The 20,336-nt window shown below is 61.3% G+C and carries 17 protein-coding genes; 3 read left to right on the forward strand and 14 right to left on the reverse strand.

Going from position 1 to position 20,336, the window contains the following annotated elements:
- The first annotated feature begins 417 nt into the window (after positions 1-417).
- Positions 418-1,728: an MFS family transporter gene (locus ITX55_RS19360; protein WP_089192184.1), complete on the forward strand. Its 1,311-nt coding sequence runs from the start codon at positions 418-420 to the stop codon at positions 1,726-1,728.
- Positions 1,729-1,764: 36 nt separating this feature from the next.
- Here the strand turns inward: ITX55_RS19360 and pssA are convergent, their stop codons facing one another.
- The 4 genes from pssA to trxC all read right to left on the reverse strand — a co-directional run bounded on the left by pssA (position 1,765) and on the right by trxC (position 7,193).
- A complete protein-coding gene (gene pssA, locus ITX55_RS19365; protein WP_033644170.1) occupies positions 1,765-3,120 on the reverse strand; it encodes a CDP-diacylglycerol--serine O-phosphatidyltransferase in 1,356 nt (451 codons plus the stop codon).
- Positions 3,121-3,272: 152 nt separating this feature from the next.
- Complete coding sequence (locus ITX55_RS19370) at positions 3,273-5,921, reverse strand: bifunctional acetate--CoA ligase family protein/GNAT family N-acetyltransferase (RefSeq protein ID WP_033644169.1); 2,649 nt, start codon at positions 5,919-5,921, stop codon at positions 3,273-3,275.
- A gap of 48 nt (positions 5,922-5,969) precedes the next feature.
- Positions 5,970-6,659 carry a tRNA-uridine aminocarboxypropyltransferase gene (locus ITX55_RS19375; RefSeq protein WP_047573925.1) on the reverse strand — a complete coding sequence of 230 codons (690 nt, stop codon included), beginning with the start codon at positions 6,657-6,659 and terminating at the stop codon, positions 5,970-5,972.
- 114 nt (positions 6,660-6,773) lie between these two features.
- Complete coding sequence (trxC, locus tag ITX55_RS19380) at positions 6,774-7,193, reverse strand: thioredoxin TrxC (protein ID WP_004928868.1); 420 nt, start codon at positions 7,191-7,193, stop codon at positions 6,774-6,776.
- 207 nt (positions 7,194-7,400) lie between these two features.
- On the opposite strand from trxC, the gene ITX55_RS19385 reads away from it, so the two are divergent.
- Positions 7,401-8,489, forward strand: coding sequence for a tRNA/rRNA methyltransferase (locus ITX55_RS19385; protein WP_033644167.1), 1,089 nt, complete (start codon positions 7,401-7,403; stop codon positions 8,487-8,489).
- Between the two features lie 60 nt (positions 8,490-8,549).
- Here the strand turns inward: ITX55_RS19385 and emrB are convergent, their stop codons facing one another.
- From emrB to ITX55_RS19420, 7 genes are all read right to left on the reverse strand, one after another.
- Positions 8,550-10,088, reverse strand: coding sequence for a multidrug efflux MFS transporter permease subunit EmrB (gene emrB / locus ITX55_RS19390; protein ID WP_047025547.1), 1,539 nt, complete (start codon positions 10,086-10,088; stop codon positions 8,550-8,552).
- A 17-nt stretch (positions 10,089-10,105) separates the two neighbouring features.
- On the reverse strand, positions 10,106-11,278 hold the full coding sequence (gene emrA / locus ITX55_RS19395) for a multidrug efflux MFS transporter periplasmic adaptor subunit EmrA (RefSeq protein WP_223085298.1): 1,173 nt from the start codon (positions 11,276-11,278) through the stop codon (positions 10,106-10,108).
- Between the two features lie 23 nt (positions 11,279-11,301).
- Entirely contained in the window at positions 11,302-12,753 is a 1,452-nt protein-coding gene (locus tag ITX55_RS19400) for an efflux transporter outer membrane subunit (protein WP_033644165.1), read from the reverse strand.
- Between the two features lie 28 nt (positions 12,754-12,781).
- On the reverse strand, positions 12,782-13,300 hold the full coding sequence (gene mprA, locus ITX55_RS19405) for a transcriptional repressor MprA (RefSeq protein ID WP_223085300.1): 519 nt from the start codon (positions 13,298-13,300) through the stop codon (positions 12,782-12,784).
- A gap of 162 nt (positions 13,301-13,462) precedes the next feature.
- Positions 13,463-13,810: an L-valine transporter subunit YgaH gene (gene ygaH, locus ITX55_RS19410; protein ID WP_033644164.1), complete on the reverse strand. Its 348-nt coding sequence runs from the start codon at positions 13,808-13,810 to the stop codon at positions 13,463-13,465.
- Positions 13,800-14,546, reverse strand: coding sequence for an AzlC family ABC transporter permease (locus ITX55_RS19415; protein ID WP_033644163.1), 747 nt, complete (start codon positions 14,544-14,546; stop codon positions 13,800-13,802). The genes ygaH and ITX55_RS19415 overlap by 11 nt, the downstream gene beginning before the upstream one ends.
- Positions 14,547-14,667: 121 nt before the next feature.
- A complete protein-coding gene (locus ITX55_RS19420) occupies positions 14,668-15,867 on the reverse strand; it encodes an MFS transporter (RefSeq protein WP_108681819.1) in 1,200 nt (399 codons plus the stop codon).
- Between the two features lie 105 nt (positions 15,868-15,972).
- Between ITX55_RS19420 and ITX55_RS19425 the strand changes: the two genes are divergently transcribed.
- Positions 15,973-16,851 carry a LysR family transcriptional regulator gene (locus ITX55_RS19425; protein WP_019455589.1) on the forward strand — a complete coding sequence of 293 codons (879 nt, stop codon included), beginning with the start codon at positions 15,973-15,975 and terminating at the stop codon, positions 16,849-16,851.
- Between the two features lie 27 nt (positions 16,852-16,878).
- On the opposite strand, the gene proX is transcribed toward ITX55_RS19425, so the two are convergent.
- The 3 genes from proX to proV form a co-directional block, all read right to left on the reverse strand.
- Positions 16,879-17,880: a glycine betaine/L-proline ABC transporter substrate-binding protein ProX gene (proX, locus tag ITX55_RS19430; RefSeq protein WP_123061928.1), complete on the reverse strand. Its 1,002-nt coding sequence runs from the start codon at positions 17,878-17,880 to the stop codon at positions 16,879-16,881.
- A gap of 69 nt (positions 17,881-17,949) precedes the next feature.
- Positions 17,950-19,056 (reverse strand): glycine betaine/L-proline ABC transporter permease ProW, encoded by a 1,107-nt coding sequence (gene proW / locus ITX55_RS19435; protein ID WP_033644159.1) that lies wholly within the window; start codon positions 19,054-19,056, stop codon positions 17,950-17,952.
- The gene (gene proV / locus ITX55_RS19440) at positions 19,049-20,251 is read right to left on the reverse strand and encodes a glycine betaine/L-proline ABC transporter ATP-binding protein ProV (protein ID WP_223085301.1); all 1,203 of its coding nucleotides are present in this window, start codon (positions 20,249-20,251) and stop codon (positions 19,049-19,051) included. Before proV ends, proW begins: the two co-directional genes overlap by 8 nt.
- Positions 20,252-20,336: the final 85 nt, after the last annotated feature.

Genomic DNA, 20,336 nt, shown 5'->3' on the forward strand with positions numbered 1-20,336 from the left:
ATGCGAAAGCATGGGGCTTTTTGTTTTGTCTGTTATCTGGCGTTCTGCTCGAGCATGGGCATGCGAAAGGCCCGTCGGGAACGGGCCTTAACGCCGCTTGCGGCGGCCCCGGAGGGGAGAGTCTCAGGATGAGACGAATTGTGTAGGACACTGCCAGGCATCAAATAAAGCCGAAAGCCCTGAACTGACGTTCAGGGCTTTTTGCTTTGCGTAAAATGGAAAATCCCCGTTGTAATCCGCTTCAGCTTTCATCGTACTGTTTAATATTCATCACAAAACCAACGCATTGTTTCTCTGAATGTCAGATATTCTTCGTCCGCTATTAAGTTTGGCTGTTAACTTATAAATAACAATAAAGTAACAACCAGGGCGGCAGGAAGCCAAATTTCATCATTGTTATGGCTCGGAGAATACATCATGACAGAAACAACATCGGCTCTTGGGGATGAGCACGGCGTCGAACAGGGGGCGCTGGATAACAAGAAACGCATTTTCGCTATCGTCGGGGCTTCATCAGGCAATCTGGTGGAGTGGTTTGATTTTTACGTTTACTCCTTTTGTTCCATTTACTTTGCCGCCTCGTTCTTCCCGGCGGGCAACAGCACCACGCAGCTGCTGCAAACCGCCGGGGTATTCGCCGCCGGCTTCTTTATGCGGCCGATTGGCGGTTGGCTATTCGGTTATATTGCCGACAAGCATGGTCGAAAAAATTCCATGCTGCTTTCGGTCTGTATGATGTGCGCCGGATCGCTGGTGATCGCCTGCCTGCCGACGTATGAATCGATCGGCAGCTGGGCGCCGGCGTTGCTGCTGATCGCCCGCCTGTTCCAGGGGCTGTCGGTAGGGGGAGAATACGGCACCAGCGCGACCTATATGAGCGAGGTGGCGATCAAGGGGCGACGCGGCTTTTACGCCTCGTTCCAGTACGTGACGCTGATCGGCGGGCAACTGTTGGCGTTGCTGGTCCTGGTGATCCTGCAGCAGATATTGCCCGCCGAAGATCTGAAAGCCTGGGGATGGCGCATTCCGTTTGCCCTGGGTGCCGTGTTGGCGGTAGTTGCGCTGTACCTGCGCCGTTCGCTGAATGAAACCTCCGATGCGAAGACGCGTAACCACAAAGATGCCGGTTCGCTGACGGGGCTGTGGAAAAATCGCAAGGCGTTCCTGATGGTGCTGGGCTTTACCGCCGCCGGTTCGCTGACCTTCTACACCTTCACCACCTACATGCAGAAATATCTGGTGAATACCGCCGGTATGGACGCCAAGCTGGCCAGCGCCATCATGACCGTCGCGCTGTTCGTCTTTATGCTGCTGCAGCCTGCGGTAGGCGCGTTTTCGGACAAAATCGGCCGTCGCAGCTCGATGTTGATCTTCTCGGCCTTTGCCACGGTGTTGACGGTGCCGATCCTGTTCGCTCTGAAAGAGGTGAGTAATCCTTATATGGCGTTTGGCCTGATCGTGCTGGCGCTGTTCATCATCAGTTTTTACACCGCGATCAGCGGGCTGCTTAAAGCCGAAATGTTCCCGCCGGAGGTACGTGCTTTAGGGGTGGGCTTGTCTTATGCGGTGGCGAACGCCATGTTCGGCGGCTCGGCGGAATATGTGGCGCTGTCGCTTAAATCGTTTGGTGTGGAGAACGCCTTCTTCTGGTATGTCTCCGGCATGTGCCTGCTGGCGCTGCTGGTCTCGCTCCGGTTGCATCGCAAAGGCAAGGAGATACAGCTGTAATAAAAACCCCGGCCTTGGCCGGGGTCAGCATACCGCTTACAGGATACGGCTGATCAGCCGATCGATGCGGATACGGCGCAGACGCCGAATCAGCTTACGCACCTTGATCGGATACTGCTGAATGCTTTGCAGTTCCTGATAATGGCCGACTACAGTGGTATGAGTACGGATGCATTCCAGCTCTTTCTGCCGTTGCTCGCGCAGTTCTTGCTTGGGATCGTGGATCAGAATGGCGTTTTCCAGATCCAGCCGCCAGGCGCGCGGGTTGAGGTTATTGCCGGTAATCAGCTGCCACTCTTCGTCTACCCACATGCCTTTCAGGTGATAGCTGTTATCGCCATCCTTCCACAAACGCACGATCAGTTGGCCGGTGTCGATGTAACGCTGCAACCGGCTCAGGAAGCGGCGCAGGTTGATCTCATACAGGTAGGGCAGCGCGCCGATGATTTTGAACGGCTGGTCTTCCGGAATATAGAAATCGTTGGCGGTTTTATCGCCGACGATGATTTCCACCTGCTTGCCCTGTCGCAGCAGATAAATGATGTTGCGCACCAGCAGCGCCGGCAGGTTGAAATAGGGAGTGCACAGCGTCAGTTTCTGGTCGGTGCATGACATCAGGTGATGAATGGTTTTATTCAGCACGCTTTGTTTGCCTAGCCCAACCATCGGCGTCACCGCCAGCTCATCGTTGCCGGCCTTGCCGCGGAAGTGGTAACCGGCGCGGCGCAGGGCGAAACGGAACAGACGGGTTTCGTTTTTGATCTCCGGGCTTTTCGGCCGATCGCTGCGATCCAGGCGTTGTACGGCGCCGGCGGTGAGCAGATGCTGCTTGATGTAATCGATCAGGGTATCGGCCAGCACGCCGTTGGTGATCAACTGGTAGCGATCGTAACGGTATTTCTCATGCTGATGCAGATAGACGTCGTTGATGCTGGCGCCGCTGTAGATAACGGTATCGTCGACCACAAAACCTTTCAGATGCAATACGCCCAGTGCTTCGCGAGTATTGACCGGTACGCCGTAGATCGGCACCGACTGTTCCGGATGCTGGCTGGCCATGGCGCAGTACCAGTCGGCGTTGGTATTGGCGGCGGCGGCGCCGATGCGCCCGCGCTGTGCGCGGTGCCAGTCGACCAGCACGCAGATTTCCAGCTCGGGCCGCCGCTGTTTGGCTTGATACAGCGCGTTGAGGATCTCACGCCCGGCGTCGTCATGCTCCAGATACAGAGCCACCAGATAGATACGTTGGGTGGCGTTGGCGATGGAATCCAGCAGCGTGGCGCGAAAGTCGGACGGCGCGTACAGAGTACGAACATCAGCAACCGTCTGGGGGAGTTTGGGCAGTTGTGCAAGGTGTTGTTGATGTTTGCTACGTTTAAATTTTGACAACATCACAGTGCGCTTCTTCTCTCATGATTGATGGCCGGAACGCCACAGACTTAAAAACAATAAACCGAATAATCGGGCGATAATACCATTAGTTGCCTCGATTGTGCGTATGTTTTGGCGTTAAGTGGTGGATTCGTAGCGCATTGCGACGCAGGTCACTGCGCGTCGTCGGCCTGCAGCGGCAGCGTCAGATTGACGATGCCGTCCTCAAGCTGCACCTCGATGCCAAAGCCCAACCGCTGCGCCAGCGCGATCATGCCGCGGTTATTCGGCATGGTGATGCCGCTCAGGCGGGTCAGGCCATGCGCGCGCGCATAGGCGATCATTTTCTCCAGCAGCTGGCGGCCGAGCCCCACGCCTTTCAGGTCGGAACGCACCAGCACGGCGAACTCGGCATCGGTGTTGTCCGGATCGGACAGCGCGCGGGTCACGCCGATAATCTCGTCTGCCCGCACCGCCACAAAGGCCATTTCCCGATCGTAGTCGATCTGCGTCATGTTGGCCAAATCGTCATGGGTAAACTCGTTGATCTCGCTGAAGTAGCGGTAATAGAGATCTTCCTTGGTCACCCGGTCGATGAAATGCTTCAGCGCCGGCTCGTCTTCCGGCAGGATAGGGCGGAACAGGCATTGGCTGCCGTCTTTCAGCGCGATGGTTTCTTCCAGCTCATGCGGATAAGGCCGAATCGCCAGCCGCGCCTGCGGATCGCCGCTGAACGGTGCGAGCTGCATCGAAACGTCCAGCAGGGTGAACTCGCTGCCGGAAGCCAGCACCGGGTGAATATCCAGCCGGGCGATCTCAGGGCAGTCAAGGATCAGGTTGGAAACCTGCACCAGCAAGCGGCTCAGCCCGGGGATATCTAAAGGCCGCAGTGCGCTGCGCCCGCGGATCTTGCCGCCTTTCACCGCCTGCAGCACCAGATAACGCGCCAGCGCCATATTCAACGGCGGCAGCGCGACCGCGACCTGATTTTCCTGGCGCCACTCTACGCCGCCTTCACCCAGCATGATCAACGGGCCGAAAATGGCATCCTGCTCCACGGCGATGCGCAGCTCCTGGGCGCCGGCGCGGTTGGCCATGCTCTGCACCAGCAAGCCGTGGATGCGCGCCTGAGGATAGGTACGCTTCACGCGGTCGAGGATCGCCTCCGCCGCGCGTTGCACTTCGGTCGCGGTGCGCAGGTAAAGCATCACGCCCTGAACTTCCGATTTGTGCGGGATATCCGGCGAGCGCAGCTTCAGCGCCACCGGGTAGCCGATCTGCTCGGCGATGTGCACCGCTTCGGCGCTGTCTTCGGCGATCCAGGTCGGCAGGGTGCTCAGATCGTAGGCCTGCAGAATGGATTGCACCTCGTGGGTATCCAACTGGGTGGCGCCTTCGGCCAGCGCCTGATGAATCAGGCGGTGGGCATCGGCGGTATTGGCGGTCAGGCCGACCGGCAGCGCGGGCGTCTCCTTCAGCTGCTTCTGGTTGCGGCGGTATTCCACCATATGCATAAAGGCGGTCACAGCGCCTTCCGGCGTGCGGTAGGTGGGAATGGCGGCTTCGGTAAACAGCCGGCGCGCCTCTTGCGAAGAGTATTCGCCGCACCAGTTGGTCAGCAGCGTGATGCGCTTGCCGCGCGCATGGCGATGCAGCGCGTCGATCAGCCGCTGCGCCGTGGCGGTGCCGGGCGCAGCCGCGCTCGGCGCGTGGATCAGCAGCAGCGCGTCATAGTCGTGGCTGTCGAGCAGCGCTTCGAGAGCCGCCAGATAACGCTGCGGCGTGGCGTCGTCGCGCAGGTCGAGCGGGTTGCCGGCGCGAATGAAGTCCGGCAGCGCGTCGCTCAGCGTCGCCAGGCTCTCCTCGCTCAGCGTCGCCAGCTTGCCGTTGCGGCCGAGCAGTTCGTCCAAGGCCATCGCCGCCGGCGCCGCCCCATTGCTGACGATCATCAGCCGTTCGCCGCGCAGCGGATGCATATGGCTGAGGGTTTCCACCGCCGAGAACAGCTCATGGGTATCCTGGACGCGCAGCAGGCCGGCGCGCTGGATGGCGGCGTCATAGGCGGCGTCCAGCCCCAGTTGGCTGTTGAGCAGTAATTGCGCCTGTTGGCTACGGCCGCTTTTAATCACCAGAATGGGCTTGTTGCGCGAGGCGCTGCGCGAGGCGGAGAGAAAGCGCCGCGCATCGCTGATGTTTTCCAGATACAGCAGGATGGCGCTGGTCTTGCTGTCGCGCGCCAAAAAGTCGAGCAGGTCGTCGACGTCGATATCCAGGCTGTCGCCCAGCGCGATGAAATAGGAGAAGCCGACTTCGCGCTGCTGTGCCCAGTCGAGAATGGTGTTGGCGACGGCGGCGGACTGCGAGATAAACGCCAGCTTGCCCTTTTGGATCGGCACCGGCGAGAAGCTGGCGTTGATGCCTTGCCACGGCGCCAGCAGCCCCAGACTGTTGGGGCCCAGCAGCCGCATGGCGTAACGCTGCGCGCAGGCTTTGAGCTCGGCGAACTGTTCCGGCGGCGAAGAGAGCACGATGGCGGTTTTGCAGCCGCGTTGGCCCAGCGCTTCAATCAGCGCCAGATTACGGCTGGCGTGGGTGCAGATGATCGCCAGATCCGGCGTCAGCGGCAGGCTGGCGACGTCGGGATAGGCCATGACGCCGCATACCGCCTTGTAGCGCGGCGTCACCGGCAAGATGGGCCCGCCGAAACCGCCGGCCAGCAGGTTGCTCATCATCAGGTTGCCGGCGCGGCCCGGCTGCTGCGAAGCGCCCAGCACGGCGATCGATTTGGGACGTAGTAGCGCTTCTAACCCTCGCTGGCTCATGCACGGCTCCTTTTGGCAACGTTACGCCTGATTTTAGGCGCTTTATGGCTACATTGCTGTGACCGGTGCCTCCGGTCGGGTCGGTTTTCCCGCCAGATACTGTTGACGGAAATAGCGGAAATGCTGATTCAATCCGTCGGCGGCCGGCATATCGCCCGCCTGTTGCAGCAGGGCGGCGGCCACTTCCGCCGTGCAGTGTTGCTCGGCGCGGCTGGCTTCGCGCAGCTGGTAGGCCGATGCGGCGTCGACGTTGAGTGAAAACACCGGGAATTGATTGAGATACGGGCTTTTACGGAACATTTTGCGCGCTTCCGCCCAGGTGCCGTCCAGCATGATGAACAGCGGCGGTTTGCCGCCGACGGGCAGTTCGCTGAACACCGGCCGCTCGGCGTCGGCGTAGGACGCGGGGAACACCACGTAAGGCTGCCGTGTCGGATCGTTGATGGCCGCCAGCAGGGCGGGATCGACCTCGGTACGCGACCAGAGGAACGCCTGGGTGTCCGGCAGGATATCGGCGATCAGGCGCCCGGTGTTGCTGGGCTTGAGCGGCTCGGCGCCGAACATGATCAGGCAGAAACGGCTGCCGGCCTGCTGCGGGCGAATGGTGTCGCACAGGCAGTTCTTATGCGGCAGCAGGCACCCCTGACAACGCGCCACTCGGCAACCGCGCGCCAGAAAGGGGCGGGTGGCGCGGTCTAAACGGAATTGGCGCAGGCGAAGTACGGCGTTGTCGGTCATAACGATCCTGGGGAAAAACCGCTATTGTAACGCAGAAAAAAGCCCGCCGGGAGGGGCGGGCTCGATCGGGGCGCGTTCGCGCGCGATGGCGGGATACGGCCTATACTTGCCGAATCACACTAACTCGTTGAGCCAGTTGTCAAACGGCGCCTTCGGCATCGCGCCGTTGAGCATGTCGACCATCTTGCCCTGACGGAACACCATAATGGTCGGGATGCTGCGGATGCGGAAACGGGCGCTCAGTTCCGGCTCGGCTTCGGTGTTCACTTTCACGAAGCGCACTTTGCCGGCGCGCTCTTCGGCCACGTCTTCAAAGATCGGCGCAAAGCTGCGGCACGGGCCGCACCACGGCGCCCAAAAATCGACCACGACCGGCAGATCGTCCTGCAGCAACTGGTCCAGCGTGGCGGCGGTGGCGTTGATCACTTCACCGTCGAAGAGCTCATGGCCGCAGCGGCCGCATTTCGCGTTGTCCGCCAGACGTTCTTCCGGCACACGGTTGGTGGCATTGCAAGCTGCACAAACTGTATTCATGTTGACCTCGGGTACTGAGAAAGCCGGGTCCCCGCAACGCGGTTGCGGAGATGTTTCTTTAATGCTGACGATTATCGGCAAAACCCGGCGCATGAACAATGAGGTTTGTTCAATGGATGTGATAGTTGGGAGCTTTTAGCGCAAGTTGGTGGCTTCATGCACCAACATCAGGTAATCTTCGCGCCCTGCGCGTTGGTGGAGAAGACAATGAACGATTCATTTAGTGGCAAGAACGGTAAGGTCAAAGTGATGTACGTCCGCAGCGACGACGACAACGGCGACGACCGCAACAAGAATAAACGTCCGGCCGGCAAAGGCCGTCCGGCTGACGGTGCGCGCTCGGGCCGCACCGGTCAAGACAAGGCGCGCGGCGGCAATGACCGTCGCGGAGCCGATTCCCGCCGCAGTGAAAGCGATCGTCCTCGCCGTCCGGCGCGCTCTGAAGATCGCGGCGGCAACGAGTCGCCGTGGAGAACCGTGTCGCGCGCGCCGAGTGAAGAGCCGGCGTTCGATCACGGCGGCATCAGCGGCAAAAGCTTCATCGATCCGGAACAGTTGCGCCGCCAGCGCGCGGAAGAAACCCGCGTTTACGGTGAGAACGCCTGTCAGGCGCTGTTCGCCAGCCGCCCGGAAGCGATCGTGCGCGCCTGGTTCGTGCAGTCGGTCACGCCGCGCTTCCGTGAAGCGCTGCGCTGGATGGCGGCTAACCGCAAAGCCTACCACGTGGTGGATGAGGAAGAGCTGGCCAAGGCTTCCGGCACCGAGCACCACGGCGGCGTCTGCTTCCTGATCAAAAAGCGTCAGGGCCTGGATGCGCAGACCTACCTGAAAACTGCGCCGGCGACCGACTGCGTATTGGCGCTGGAAGAAGTCGGCAACCCGCATAACCTGGGCGCCATCGTCCGTTCGTGCGCCCACTTCGGCGTCAACGGCGTGCTGCTGCAGGATCCGGCGTTGCTGGAATCCGGCGCGGCGGTGCGTACCGCAGAAGGCGGCGCGGAGCACATCAAGGCGATCAACGCCGATGATTTCCTGTCGGTGCTGGATACCTTCCGCAAGGCGGGTTACACCATCGTCACCACCTCCAGCCACAAAGGCACCGCGCTGGCGCAGGCCAAGCTGCCGGCCAAGATGGTGCTGGTGCTGGGCCAGGAGCGCGACGGCCTCAGCGACAGCGCCTGGCAGCAGGGCGATATGAACGTGTCTATCGGCGGCACCGGCAAGGTAGAAAGCCTGAACGTTTCCGTGGCGACCGGCATTCTGCTGGCGGACTGGTGGCGTCAGAATCAGGCGTGATTTTCATTACGTCGAATAAAAAAACGGGCGCCTCAGGGCGCCCGTTTCGTTTATTGAAGCTTAGTGAGCGCCGCCGCCCCCGCCGCCGCCGGAGCTGAATGGCGGTTTCGCTACCCACACCAGCGCCAGCAGCACCAGGAATACCCCGGCCGACAGCCAGAAAATCTCGTTGGCGGAGATGATCAGCCCCTGTGCCGTGATCTCGTTGGCGATGTAGGCCGACGCCTGCTGCTTGCTCATGCCGAGCTGCTCGAGCTGCCGGTACATCTCCTGCGACTGCGGATTGTACGGGTTGACGAACTCCGTCAGTTGCGAATGGTGCTGCGATTCGCGCTGCGTCCACAGGGTGGTGGTGATCGAGGTGCCGATCGACCCCGCCAGGGTTCGCGTAAAGTTCGACAGGCTCGATGCCGCCGCCATGCGTTCCGGCGGCAGGCCGGACAGCGTGATGGTGGTCAACGGCATGAAGAAGCAGGCGATGGCGAAACCTTGAACGAACTGCGGCCAGGCCGAAGCGCCGAAGTCCATGCCCGGTTCAAACGTATAGGCGCGCCAGTAGAAGCACACGGCATACATGATGAAGCTGAAAGTCACCAGCTTGCGCATGTCGAGCCGGTTGCCGAACTTACCGATGATCGGCGACAGCAGCACCGGGATCAGCCCGACCGGCGCCGACGCCAGCCCCGCCCAGGTGGCGGTATAGCCGTACACCTCTTGCAGCAGCTGCGGCAGCAGAACGATGGCGCCGAAATACAGCATGTACGCCAGGCTGATGCACAGACAGCCGATGGTAAAGTTGCGCGACTTGAACAGCGACAAATCCACTACCGGATGATCGTCCGTCAGTTCCCAGACCACCAGGAACAGCAGCGCCACGACCGCCACGACGGTCAGGGTGATGATCTCGGTCGAGTTGAACCAGTCCAGCTCCTTGCCCTGATCGAGCATCACCTGCAGCGAACCGATGCCGACGATCAACAGCACCAGGCCGACGGTGTCGATCGGCTTGATCTCGGTTTTGGTTTCTCGCCCCTTCAGCGTCGCCATCGCCGCCAGGATAACGAAGGCGCCGATCGGGATGTTGATGAAGAAGATCCAACCCCAGTGGTAGTTGTCGCTGATGTAACCGCCGAGAATTGGCCCGAAGATCGGCGCGACGATCACGGTCATCGACCAGAGCGCCAGGGCCATCGCTCGCTTGGCGGGCGGGTAGTTGTTCAGCAACAGGCTCTGAGACAGCGGGATCAGCGGCCCGGCCACCACGCCCTGGATCACGCGGAAGAAGATCAGCATGCCGAGGCTGTTGGAGATGCCGCACAGCCAGGAGGCGAGAACGAACAGCGCGGTGGACCAGAGGAACAGCCGCACTTCGCCGATGCGCTTCGCCAGCCAGCCGGTGATCGGGATCGAGATGGCGTTCGCCACGCCGAACGAGGTGATCACCCAGGTGCCCTGCGAGTTGGAAGACCCGAGGTTACCGGCAATGGTGGGGATCGCCACGTTGGCGATGGTGGAGTCCAGCACCTGCATGAAGGTCGCCATGGCGAGCGCGACCGTCATCCAGGCAAGCTGGGCGCCTTCAAGCGGTTTCTGTGGCAAGATGGCCTCCCGCGCGCTTAGCCGGCGTTCGCATGGATCACGTCGGCGATCAGCTGGTTAACCGGCGCCAGATTCAACGCCAGCGCGTCGCTCTGATACAGCGGTTTGTCGCGCACCACGTCAGACAGCACGCGGCCGTCCAGGTTGGTCGTGTCGACGGTCACCAGCGTCGAAAGACCGATGCGCAGCGGATGATCGGCCACCTGCTTGGCGTCGAGCTCAATACGCACCGGCAGACGTTGCACCACCTTGATCCAGTTGCCGGTGGCGTTCTGGGCCGGCAGCAGCGAGAAGGCGCTGCCGGTGCCCATGTCGATACCGACCACTTTGCCTTGATACACCACGTCGTCGCCGTAGACGTCGCTGACCACCGTCGCCGGCTGGCCGATGCGCATATTGGCGATTTGCGTTTCCTTGAAGTTGGCGTCAACCCAGATGTGATCGGCCGGCACTACCGCCATCAGCGGCGAACCGGCGGCGATCTGCGCGCCGACCTGCACGCTGCGGCGCGAGACATAGCCGGTAATCGGGCTGATCACTTTGGTACGCTGCAGTGCCAGCCAGGCGTCGCGCATCTGCGCGGCGGCTTGCTGGATCGCCGGTTGCTGTTCCAGCGGGGTGTTCAGCACCATCGCCTGGTTGGCGTTGTATTGCTGCACCGCCACTTCCAGCGCGGCTTTGGCGCTGTCGACCGCATCGCGAGCGTGTTGCAGCTCTTCGCGGCCGATGGCGTCAACGCTGCCCAGCACCACGCGACGTTTCAGATCGTTCTCGGCCTTGCTCAGATCGGTCTTGCGCAAGGCGATGTTGGCCTGATACTGCTTGCTGTTGATGATCAGCTGGTGGGTCTGACGCACGCTGTTGGCCAGGCCGGTTTTGGCGCGTTCAAACGCCTGCTCGGCATCGGTCGGATCGAGCGTCAGCAGCACGTCGCCCTGCTTGACGTAGTCGGTGTTGTCGAAGTTGACGCTGTTCACGCTGCCGGACACCTGGGCCATGATCTGCACCTGGTTGCCGGAGACGTAGGCGTCGTCGGTTTCCTGGTGATGACGCAGCACCAGGAACCAATACACTAAATAAGCCACCCCTATAACAATGAAAATAACCGTCAGCAACAGCAGCCAAAATTTGCGCTGCTTCTTTTTGCCGCTCGGCTGCTGCGGGTTTTGGGTTTCCGCGCTTGCGCTCATGGTGTTCTCCAAGCCTTATATTATTATGCTTTCGAATCCGCTGCGGCCGGGGCCTGATAGCCACCGCCCAACGCGCGGATCAGTCCTATCTTCGCCTGCAGTAAATTGCTGCTGGCATTCAACTCCGCCTGTTGCTGCTGCAATAGCTGCGTCTGGCTGGTCAACAGATCGTCGCGCCCGATAATCCCTGCCTGGTAACGGGCGTTGGCGACCTGATACACCTGTTGCATCGACTGGGCCGCGGACGCCGCCTGCAGCTGCTGTTGTGCAGAGCTCTGCTGGATGGTGATGGCGTCGGCGGTTTCCTGTACCGCATTCAGGATGGTTTGGTTGTAGGATTCCACCGCTTCGTCATACAGCGCGGATTCCTCACCCAGCTTGCTGCGCAGGGCGCCGGCGTGGAAGATCGGCAGCGAGATCGCCGGCATCACGTTCCAGGCCTGGCTGGCCGCTTCAAACAGATTCGGGCTGGTGCCACTGGTATTGGTGGTCATCAGGCCGGCGAAGGCTGAAATGGTCAGGCTGGGGTAAAACTCTTTACGCGCGGCGCTGACGCGCTGGCTGTAAGATTCCACCAGCTGGCGTTGCGCGGCGATGTCCGGGCGTTTGCCCAGCAGATCCGCCGTCAGTTCGCCCTGCGGCGCCATCAGGTTGTCTGCAGGCAGCGGCACCTGACGCAGGTGCTGCATGGCGTTCGGCCCCTGGCCCGCCAGCGCGGCGAGCTGGTGTCTGAGCTGTTCGATTTGCGACTGCAGCTGCAGAATTTGCTGTTTGGCGACGTCGGACTGCGCCTGGGTTTGTTGCGGCACGTCGACGCCGGTCAGGCCGGCCTGATAGCGCTGTTGGCGCAGCGCGGTCAGGCGCTCGTTGTTGTTCACTTCCTGCTGCAGCAGCTTCTCGAGCGCGAGATTGCTCTGCAGCTGATAGTAGGCGGACGCCACCGAGCTGGTCAGCGTCAGCGCCGCCTGTTCCTGCTCGGCGCGCGCTGCGTTCACTTGCGCCTTGGCGGCGTTCACCTGGTTGCGGTATTTGCCCCACCAGTCGAACTCGTACGCCAGGTTCAACCCCAGCGAGTTGGAGCTTGAATAGATCGGCTTATGCGGATACCCCAGCCCCATATTGACGTTCTGCGGCACGCGCTGACGCTGGGTGCTGGCGTTCAGATCCAGGTTCGGCCCGTTGGCGGCGTTGGCTTCGCCTACCACGCTCTGCGCTTCGCGCACGCGGGCGGCGGCCTGACGCAGGGTCGGCGAACTTTGCAGTGTTTGCGTCATCAAGGCGTCCAGCTGCGGATCCTTGAGGGCGCGCCACCACTGCGGGCTGACGGCCAGCGAACTGACTTTCGGCTGAGCCAACTGCAGGCTCTGCGGATCCATCAGCGTGGATTGCGGGGCAATATTATCGGTAGAAGCACACCCGGCCAGCAGCAACACGGCGAACAGCGGGGTGAATCTCCAGTGAAATGGGGATCGCATAAGTAGGTACCTGAACAGAAATTGTGAATTAGGGTAACTGTTCTGTGATTTCCATTTGATCCAGACGTGCCAGCAATTTGCGCGTCAGCTGTTCCAGCTGTTTTTGCTCATCGTCGGTCAGCGTGGACCACAGGAAATGCAGACATTGGTGCTGCGGCGGCAGCAGTTGACTGAGAAATTCTTCCCCCTGCGTCGTCAGATGCAGATGCAGGCAGCGGCGATCGTTGTCGCTTTCCCGGCGTTCGATCCAGCCGCGCTTCTCCAGCTCGTCGGCGATGCGGGTCGCATTGGTGCGCGAGGAGCCCAGGGCAGAGCTTAGCTCAGAAGGTTGGATGCTGTGGCTTTCCTGCGCATCCAGGGTAATCAGCGCCATAAACAGTGTTTCGTTAATCCCCTGCGCTTTCAGCATCTTATTGCGATTTTCCAGCAGCTTGCCTTGCATGTGCATGCACAGACGGGTCAGCAGGATTTCCTGATAAGGGAAATCTTTCTGCCGCGTGGCGCGGAAATTCAGCATTTGTTCTATGGGGGCAAACGAGCTTTCCATAATTTAGGGCCTCATTAATTTCGTTCGAGATAGTAACGACGGTGACAAATAATGTAAATGTTCAGCCGTGCGGATAATTTAGCAATTCGTGTCATTTGTCAGTGTTTGTAAAGATGTGACGCCTGAAAACGCCAGTGTGAAGCCAAACGGTCGGAGGCGGCGTCAGCCAGGGCCGAAAAACATTAGCAATTTTAATGTGACGCCAAAGGCCGTCGCGCCGAGCAGCGTCGACAGAATGATGCTTTTACTGCGGTAGAAGCACAGCGCCAGCGCGGCGAACCCCGCTAACGTCGGCAGCAGCTTGTCCGGTTCGCGCATCACCACCGGCGTGCTGGAGACCACCAGCAGGGCGCAGATGGAGGCGATGCCGATGCTGTCGAGCAGCAGGGCGGCTTTGCCGCGTTTGATGCCGGGCTGAGCGCGCGCCGGCGCCAGCCGCAGCGGCAGATAACGGAACAGGTAGTTGGCGCAGCCCACCACCAGGCCGATCACCAGCACATCAGTGTTCATGGCTGGCCTCCGCGTGCGGGGGTTGGAACAGGGCGGCGGCGCAGCCGGCGCCGATGCCGGCCAAAATGGCGACCGGAATGGAGAACAGCACCACGCCGAGCAGCGCGCCGGCCAGCGCGGCGGCGATGGTCAGGCTCTGCGGGCGCCGGAAAGCGGCCAGCAGGAAACTGAGAAACAGCGCCGGCAGCATGAAGGCGAGCGAGGCCTCGATCACCGGGAACTGCTCCAGCGGACCGTTGCCGAACAGCGCGCCGAGCGCGGTGCCGGCTACCCAGGAGAGCCAGGAACAGAGCGCGATGCCCAGCATCCAGTTTTCGCTCCAGCTGCGGTTATTGCGCATCAGCCTGGCGGTGGCGGCGGCGAAGACCTCATCGGTCAGGCCAAAGGCCCACAGCGCCGTTTTGCCGGGCGACAGGCGCGAGACGATGCGGTGACGCAGCGCCGGGCCATACAACAGGTGGCGCACGTCCATCGCCATTACCGTCAGCGCGGAGACCCACAGCGACATGCCGGCGCTCAGCAGGGCGGTGATCACGAACTGGCTGGCGCCGGCGTAGATGATGCAGGAGAAGAAAATGCTTTCCAGCGGGGAAAAGCCCAGTTTGACGGCGCTGAGGCCGAAAGCGAACGCCACCGGCACGTACCCGATGACGATCGGCAAACTGTCGACGACGCCGTTGGCGAAGGTGGCGCTGACGGCGGGCGGAGTAAGGCTGTCTGCAGCTTGGCTTTGCATGGTTGTGGGTCGCAGGGTAGATAGGTCGTCAATAGTTTATGCCCAGAACATTACCAGAGAGTAAGTAATGTTTATACCCTGCACCGCTAATAAATTTCTTTAGTGACTATTTGCACGATAATCAGATTGCCGCCGGCCCCTGCGGATCGTGATGCTTGCCGAGCCACCAGGTCAGCAGGTTGAGCAGGCATAACACCCCTCCGACGGCGGCTACGCCGTACCAGCCTGCATGCTGATAGGCGGACGCGGAGAGCAGCGAACCGAGCGCGCCGCCGATAAAGTAGCTGGTCATGTAGCCGGCGGTCAGGCGGTTGCGCGCCTCCGGCAAGATGCGATACATCACGCTCTGGTTGGTGACGTGTACCGCCTGCACCGCCAGATCGAGGATCAGGATGCCGGCGATCAGCGCCCACAGCGATTGTTTAGCCAGCGCGATAGGTATCCAGGACAGCAGCAGCAATACCAGGCCGACGGTGGTGGTCAACCCGGCCTTGCCTTTGTCCGCCAGATGCCCGGCGCGCGAAGCGGCCAGCGCTCCGGCGGCGCCCACCAGACCGAACAGTCCGATCACCCCTTCGGAATAGTTGAACGGCGGCGCGGCGAGCAGAAAGGCCATTGAGGTCCAGAGCACGCTGAAGTTGGCGAACGACAGGGCGCCGAGGATGGCGCGAGTGCGCAGCAGCGGCGTGCGGCAGAACAGGCTGAAGATCGAGGCCAGCAGCTGCGGGTAGTTCAGCCCGGAGTGTTGCTTATAGCGCGGCAGCGCGCGCCACAGGATCAGCGCCATCAGGATCATCAGCACGCTGGCGACCCAGTAGATGGTGCGCCAGCCGCCGAACGACGCCAAGGCGCCCGCGACGGTGCGCGCAAGCAGGATGCCGAGCAGCAGGCCGCTCATGATGATGCCGACGGTCTTGCCGCGCTTTTCCGGGTGGGCCAGCGTGGCGGCCAGCGGCACCAGGATCTGCGCCACCACCGAGAACAGCCCGGTGAGCGCGGTGCCGAGGATCATCATCGGCAGCGTGGCGGAAGTGGCGGTGATCAGCATGCCGCCGGCGGCCAGCAGCGTCATGAACACGATCAGCCCGCGGCGCTCGAACATATCGCCGAGCGGCACCAGCAGCAGCAGGCCGGTTGCATAACCGAGCTGCGCGGCGGTGACGATAAAGCCGGCCTGGTTGACCGACAGGTTGAAACCGGTGGCGATGGTTTCCAGCAGCGGTTGCGCGTAATAGTTGCTGGCGACCGCCAGGCCGGTAGCGATGGCGATCAGCACGGTCAGCGCCGGGCTGAGGCCCGGATGGGCGTTTTGTTGGCTCATGGTTTTTTCATCACGGGAAGAAGATAGCGCGCAGTATCCGGCAACGCGCGTCCGGAAACCAATGTATAATTTTCATTTTATTTATCTCATTTCAAGATAGATGCCATGAACCTGAAACAGATCCGCTATGCGCTGGCGGTGGCGGAAGAACAGAGTTTCACCCGGGCGGCGCAGCGCTGCCATACGGTGCAGTCGGCGCTCAGCCACCAGATCGCCAAACTGGAAGAAGAGCTGGGCTGTACGCTGTTTGAACGTACTTCGCGCCGGGTGCGCTTGACCCCCGCCGGCCAGGCTTTCATACCCTCGGCGCAGCGACTGTTGGCGGCGCAGCAGGCGCTGGTGGAGGAGGTGACCGCCGCCGGCGATGCGGTGTCCGGCACCCTGACCATCGGCACGATTTCAACCATAAACGCGATTGATCTGACCGAAAAGCTCGACAAGTTTCATCGCCACTATCCGGCGGTGAACATCCGCCTGTACGTTGGCATGAGCGAAGCCCTGCTGGAGGATGTGCGTCAGCAGAAGTGCGATATGGCGTTCGTCGGCATCTGGCCCGGCGATGTCGATCTGCTGCCGATGTCGCACCGGCAGTTGACCGATGAGCCGCTGGTGGCGCTGGTGGCGCCGCAGCACCCGCTGGCCAACCGCGAGCGGGTTAACCTGCAGGCGCTGGCGGAAGTGCCGCTGGTGGATTTCTACAGCGGCACCGGCGCGCGGCGCCAAACCGATCGCGCCTTCCTGGCGGCGGGCATCCGCCGGCACGTCAGTTTTGAGATCGATCATATCGAATGGCTGGAGAATCTGGTGCGGCGCGGGTTGGCGGCGGGCATCGTACCGATCTCGACCGCGCAACGCTTAAGCGCGCTGGTGTCGATTCCGATTGAAGACGGGCCGCGGCGCCAGGTGTATTGCATCTGGCCGCAGCCCTTGTCGAACGCCGCCGCCCGTTTTTTACAGTTCAGCGGCATCGATCTGGCGGGGTAGGGGCGCGGCAGAGGCGCCCCCGCTCGGTTACGGCTTCGCCGCTGCGGCGGCGGTTTTCACCCAGCCGTCGAAGGTCGCCTGATGCGCCTTGATCCAACCGTTGACGTGGTTTTGGATGTCGGCCTCCGAAGCCTGGCCTTCATGCATGCGCAGGTTTTGCGCGTTGATGTCGGCGATCGGCAGCTTCATGGTGGCGAACAGCTTGGCGGCCGCCGGGTTGGCTTCGGCCCACTGCTTGTTGGCGGCGATGCGCATGGTGTTGACCGGGAAGCCGTAGTTGGCGCCGTTAGGCAGCTTGGTATCGACGTTCTTCTGCTCGCCCGGCAAGGAAGAGAACGGTACCTGCAGCCAGACCACGTCGCGGCCCGGCACCATCACATCGCTGACCCAGTACGGCGTCCAGGTGTAATACAGCACCGGTTTGCCCTCTTTGTAGCGGGTGATGGTGTCGGCGATCATCGCCGCGTAGTTGCCCTGGTTGTGTTCGACGGTATTGCTCAGGCCATAGGCCTTGATGTGGTGGTTGATCACCGCCTCGCAGCCCCAGCCCGGGGTGCAGCCGGTCAGATCGGCCTTGCCGTCGCCGTTGGTGTCGAACAGCTTGGCGATCTTGGGATCCTTGAGCTGTTCGACGTTGGTGATGTGGTACTGCTCGGCGGTTTTCTTGTCGATCAGGTAGCCCTGCGCGGCGCCGTTGACGTAGACGCCTTCGCGGTAGAACTTGGCGTCGCCGCCGGCGGCCTTGTACTGATCGGCGTGCAGCGGATCCCAATTGACCGCGATAAAGGTGGCGTCGCCGGAGGCGATGGAGGTGTAGGCGACGTTGTAATCCACTTCGCGCGGTTCCTTCACGTCGTAACCCAGTTTTTCCAGCGCCTTGCTGACCAGCAGCGTCTGGAACGTCTCTTCGGAAATGGTGCTTTGCACCGGCTGTACCGCTATTCCCTTGCCGGGTAAATCCGCCGCGATGGCGCTCTGTGAGCCAATCAGTGTCGTCAGGGCGAGAGCCCAGATGCCCGTGGTGCGCATAGTGTTTCCCCTCTTTTGATGTGGTGGTGCCCTGGCCCGCCGGGGCCGCAGCCGCCGGCGGGAAAAGCGTCAGGCTTGTTTGATAAATGGACGGGTAAACAGCCCGATGGGGCCGCGACGGTACCAGCGGCCGATGCCCTTGCTGCGGCGATCGCGCCCCAGCGATTGGGTGAGGCGATCGAGAATGATCGCCAGGATCACGATGCCGACCCCGCCGATGGCGGCCAGGCCCATATCCAGCCGGCCGATGCCGCGCAGCACCATCTGGCCCAGACCGCCGACGGCGATCATCGAGGCGATGACGACCATCGACAGCGCCAACATCAGCGTCTGGTTCACGCCGGCCATGATGGTCGGCATCGCCAGCGGCAGCTGCACCTTGAACAGCAGCTGGCGCGGGCTGGCACCGAAGGATTCGGCGGCCTCGATCAGATCCTCCGGCACCTGCTTGATGCCAAGAATGGTCAGACGCACGATCGGCGGCAGCGCGAAGATAATGGTCACCACCACGCCCGGCACGTTGCCGATGCCGAACAGCATGACGATCGGCACCAGATAGACGAAGGCCGGGGTGGTTTGCATGGCGTCGAGCAGCGGCCTAATCACTTTGGCGGCATGCTTGCTGCGCGCCAGCCAGATGCCGAGCGGCAGGCCGATAAGGATGCAGAAGAACAGCGCGGTCAGCACCAGCGCCAGCGTAACCATCGCCTGCGACCAGGCGCCGATGGCGCCGATGGCGACCAGAGAGAGCAGCGTCGCGGCGCCCATGCCGAGGCCCGCGATCTGCCAGGCGACCAGCGAGAACACCAGAATGGCGATCGGCGCCGGCATGCCCAACAGCAATTGCTGGAAGCCGCTCAGGATCACGTCTACCGGCACGCGGATGCCCTGGAACAGCGGGCGGAAGTGCAGCACCAGCCAGTCGATACCTTGCGTGACCCAGGAATCAAACGGCACCCAGGCTTTGTGGAACGGATCAAGCAGGCTGAAGTGCTCAGGCTGCGCCGGGGCGCTGCTGAGCCAATCGGCGCCTTGCCCGGCGGCGTCATGAGCGGCCGGTGGCGGCGCGCTGGACCAGGCGTCGCCGGCGTTGGCGGCGGCATCGTGAGCGGGGGCCGCGCCGGCATCGGCCGGTGCGGTAGCCCAGGGATCTTGGGTTTGGGTGGTATCACTCATTGGCTGAGCCCTCCTTGTCCAACGCCTGCAGCAGCATGGCCTTGGAGATGATGCCGAGATAGTTATGTTCTTCGCCCACCACCGGCACCGCGCACGGCGCCTGGGCGACCAGGGAGATCAGATCGCTGAGCGGCGTGTCGGCCGGCACGGCGGCGGGGGCATCAAGCAGGGCATCGTCCAGCGTTTGATTGGCGGACAGCGCCTTTTTCAGCGACTCTATCGACACCACGCCGATAAATTTCTTCCCGCGTTCAACAACATAACCATAATCACGGTCCTCATCGCGCAGCAGCTGCAGCGCCGAGCGGGGGCCAAAACCGGGGGTTTTGCGGATCAGCGTCACCGGACGCCGCTGGGCGATATCCTTGGCGCTGAACACATGACTGATGTCCACGCCGCGGAAGAAGGTGCGCACGTAGTCGTTGGCCGGATTATTGAGGATCTCGTCCGGCGTGCCGACCTGGATCACCTCGCCGCCCTGCATGATGGCGATGCGATCGCCAATGCGCATTGCTTCGTCCAAATCGTGGGAAATAAACACGATGGTGCGCTGATGCTGAGCCTGTAATTTCACCAGCTCATCCTGCATTTCGGTGCGAATTAACGGATCGAGCGCCGAGAAGGCTTCGTCCATCAATAATATATCCGGGTTATTGGCCATCGCGCGGGCTAATCCCACGCGCTGACGCATGCCGCCGGATAATTCATCCGGATAAGACAGCGCATAATTCTCCAGCCCGACCTGACGCAGGGCGTCCAGCGCTTTTTCCTGGCGTTCCTGCAGCGGTATTCCGGCTAATTCCATGCCAAAGGCGGTATTATTCAGAACATTCATGTGCGGCATTAGCGCGAATGACTGAAATACCATGCTGATCTTATTTCGCCGCACGGTGCGCAGCGCGGTGTCGGATATTTTGGCGATGTCCTCACCGTCGATCAGCACCTGACCGCGGGTGGGTTCTATCAGACGATTGAGAAGGCGTACCAGGGTGGACTTGCCGGAACCGGAGAGCCCCATGATGACAAATATCTCGCCTTCTTCAATGGCCAGAGTGGCGTCTTTTACGCCGAGCGATAAGCCGGTTTTTTCAAACAGCCGATCTTTTGTCAGACCTTTATCCAGCAGTTTGAATGCGCGTTCCGGGTGCTCGCCAAATATCTTATACAGGTTCTTTACTTCGAGTTTAATTGCCATGCAATTTGCTGTTTCCTCTGGTTTAATTAAAGCGTTATGGGCTGTCCTTAGCAAAATAAAAGAGCTTTTTACCCTAACACAGTGA

It is taken from the genome of Serratia sp. EWG9 (assembly GCF_019913725.1).
Classification (GTDB): domain Bacteria; phylum Pseudomonadota; class Gammaproteobacteria; order Enterobacterales; family Enterobacteriaceae; genus Serratia; species Serratia ureilytica.

Bases quoted from the DNA above. Each gene is read 5' to 3' on its own strand.
- ITX55_RS19360 (WP_089192184.1), top strand. From the start codon at position 418: ATGACAGAAACAACATCGGCTCTTGGGGATGAGCACGGCGTCGAACAG.
- pssA (WP_033644170.1), bottom strand. From the start codon at position 3,120: ATGTTGTCAAAATTTAAACGTAGCAAACATCAACAACACCTTGCACAA.
- ITX55_RS19370 (WP_033644169.1), bottom strand. From the start codon at position 5,921: ATGAGCCAGCGAGGGTTAGAAGCGCTACTACGTCCCAAATCGATCGCC.
- ITX55_RS19375 (WP_047573925.1), bottom strand. From the start codon at position 6,659: ATGACCGACAACGCCGTACTTCGCCTGCGCCAATTCCGTTTAGACCGC.
- trxC (WP_004928868.1), bottom strand. From the start codon at position 7,193: ATGAATACAGTTTGTGCAGCTTGCAATGCCACCAACCGTGTGCCGGAA.
- ITX55_RS19385 (WP_033644167.1), top strand. From the start codon at position 7,401: ATGAACGATTCATTTAGTGGCAAGAACGGTAAGGTCAAAGTGATGTAC.
- emrA (WP_223085298.1), bottom strand. From the start codon at position 11,278: ATGAGCGCAAGCGCGGAAACCCAAAACCCGCAGCAGCCGAGCGGCAAA.
- ITX55_RS19400 (WP_033644165.1), bottom strand. From the start codon at position 12,753: ATGCGATCCCCATTTCACTGGAGATTCACCCCGCTGTTCGCCGTGTTG.
- mprA (WP_223085300.1), bottom strand. From the start codon at position 13,300: ATGGAAAGCTCGTTTGCCCCCATAGAACAAATGCTGAATTTCCGCGCC.
- ygaH (WP_033644164.1), bottom strand. From the start codon at position 13,810: ATGAACACTGATGTGCTGGTGATCGGCCTGGTGGTGGGCTGCGCCAAC.
- ITX55_RS19415 (WP_033644163.1), bottom strand. From the start codon at position 14,546: ATGCAAAGCCAAGCTGCAGACAGCCTTACTCCGCCCGCCGTCAGCGCC.
- ITX55_RS19420 (WP_108681819.1), bottom strand. From the start codon at position 15,867: ATGAGCCAACAAAACGCCCATCCGGGCCTCAGCCCGGCGCTGACCGTG.
- ITX55_RS19425 (WP_019455589.1), top strand. From the start codon at position 15,973: ATGAACCTGAAACAGATCCGCTATGCGCTGGCGGTGGCGGAAGAACAG.
- proX (WP_123061928.1), bottom strand. From the start codon at position 17,880: ATGCGCACCACGGGCATCTGGGCTCTCGCCCTGACGACACTGATTGGC.
- proW (WP_033644159.1), bottom strand. From the start codon at position 19,056: ATGAGTGATACCACCCAAACCCAAGATCCCTGGGCTACCGCACCGGCC.
- proV (WP_223085301.1), bottom strand. From the start codon at position 20,251: ATGGCAATTAAACTCGAAGTAAAGAACCTGTATAAGATATTTGGCGAG.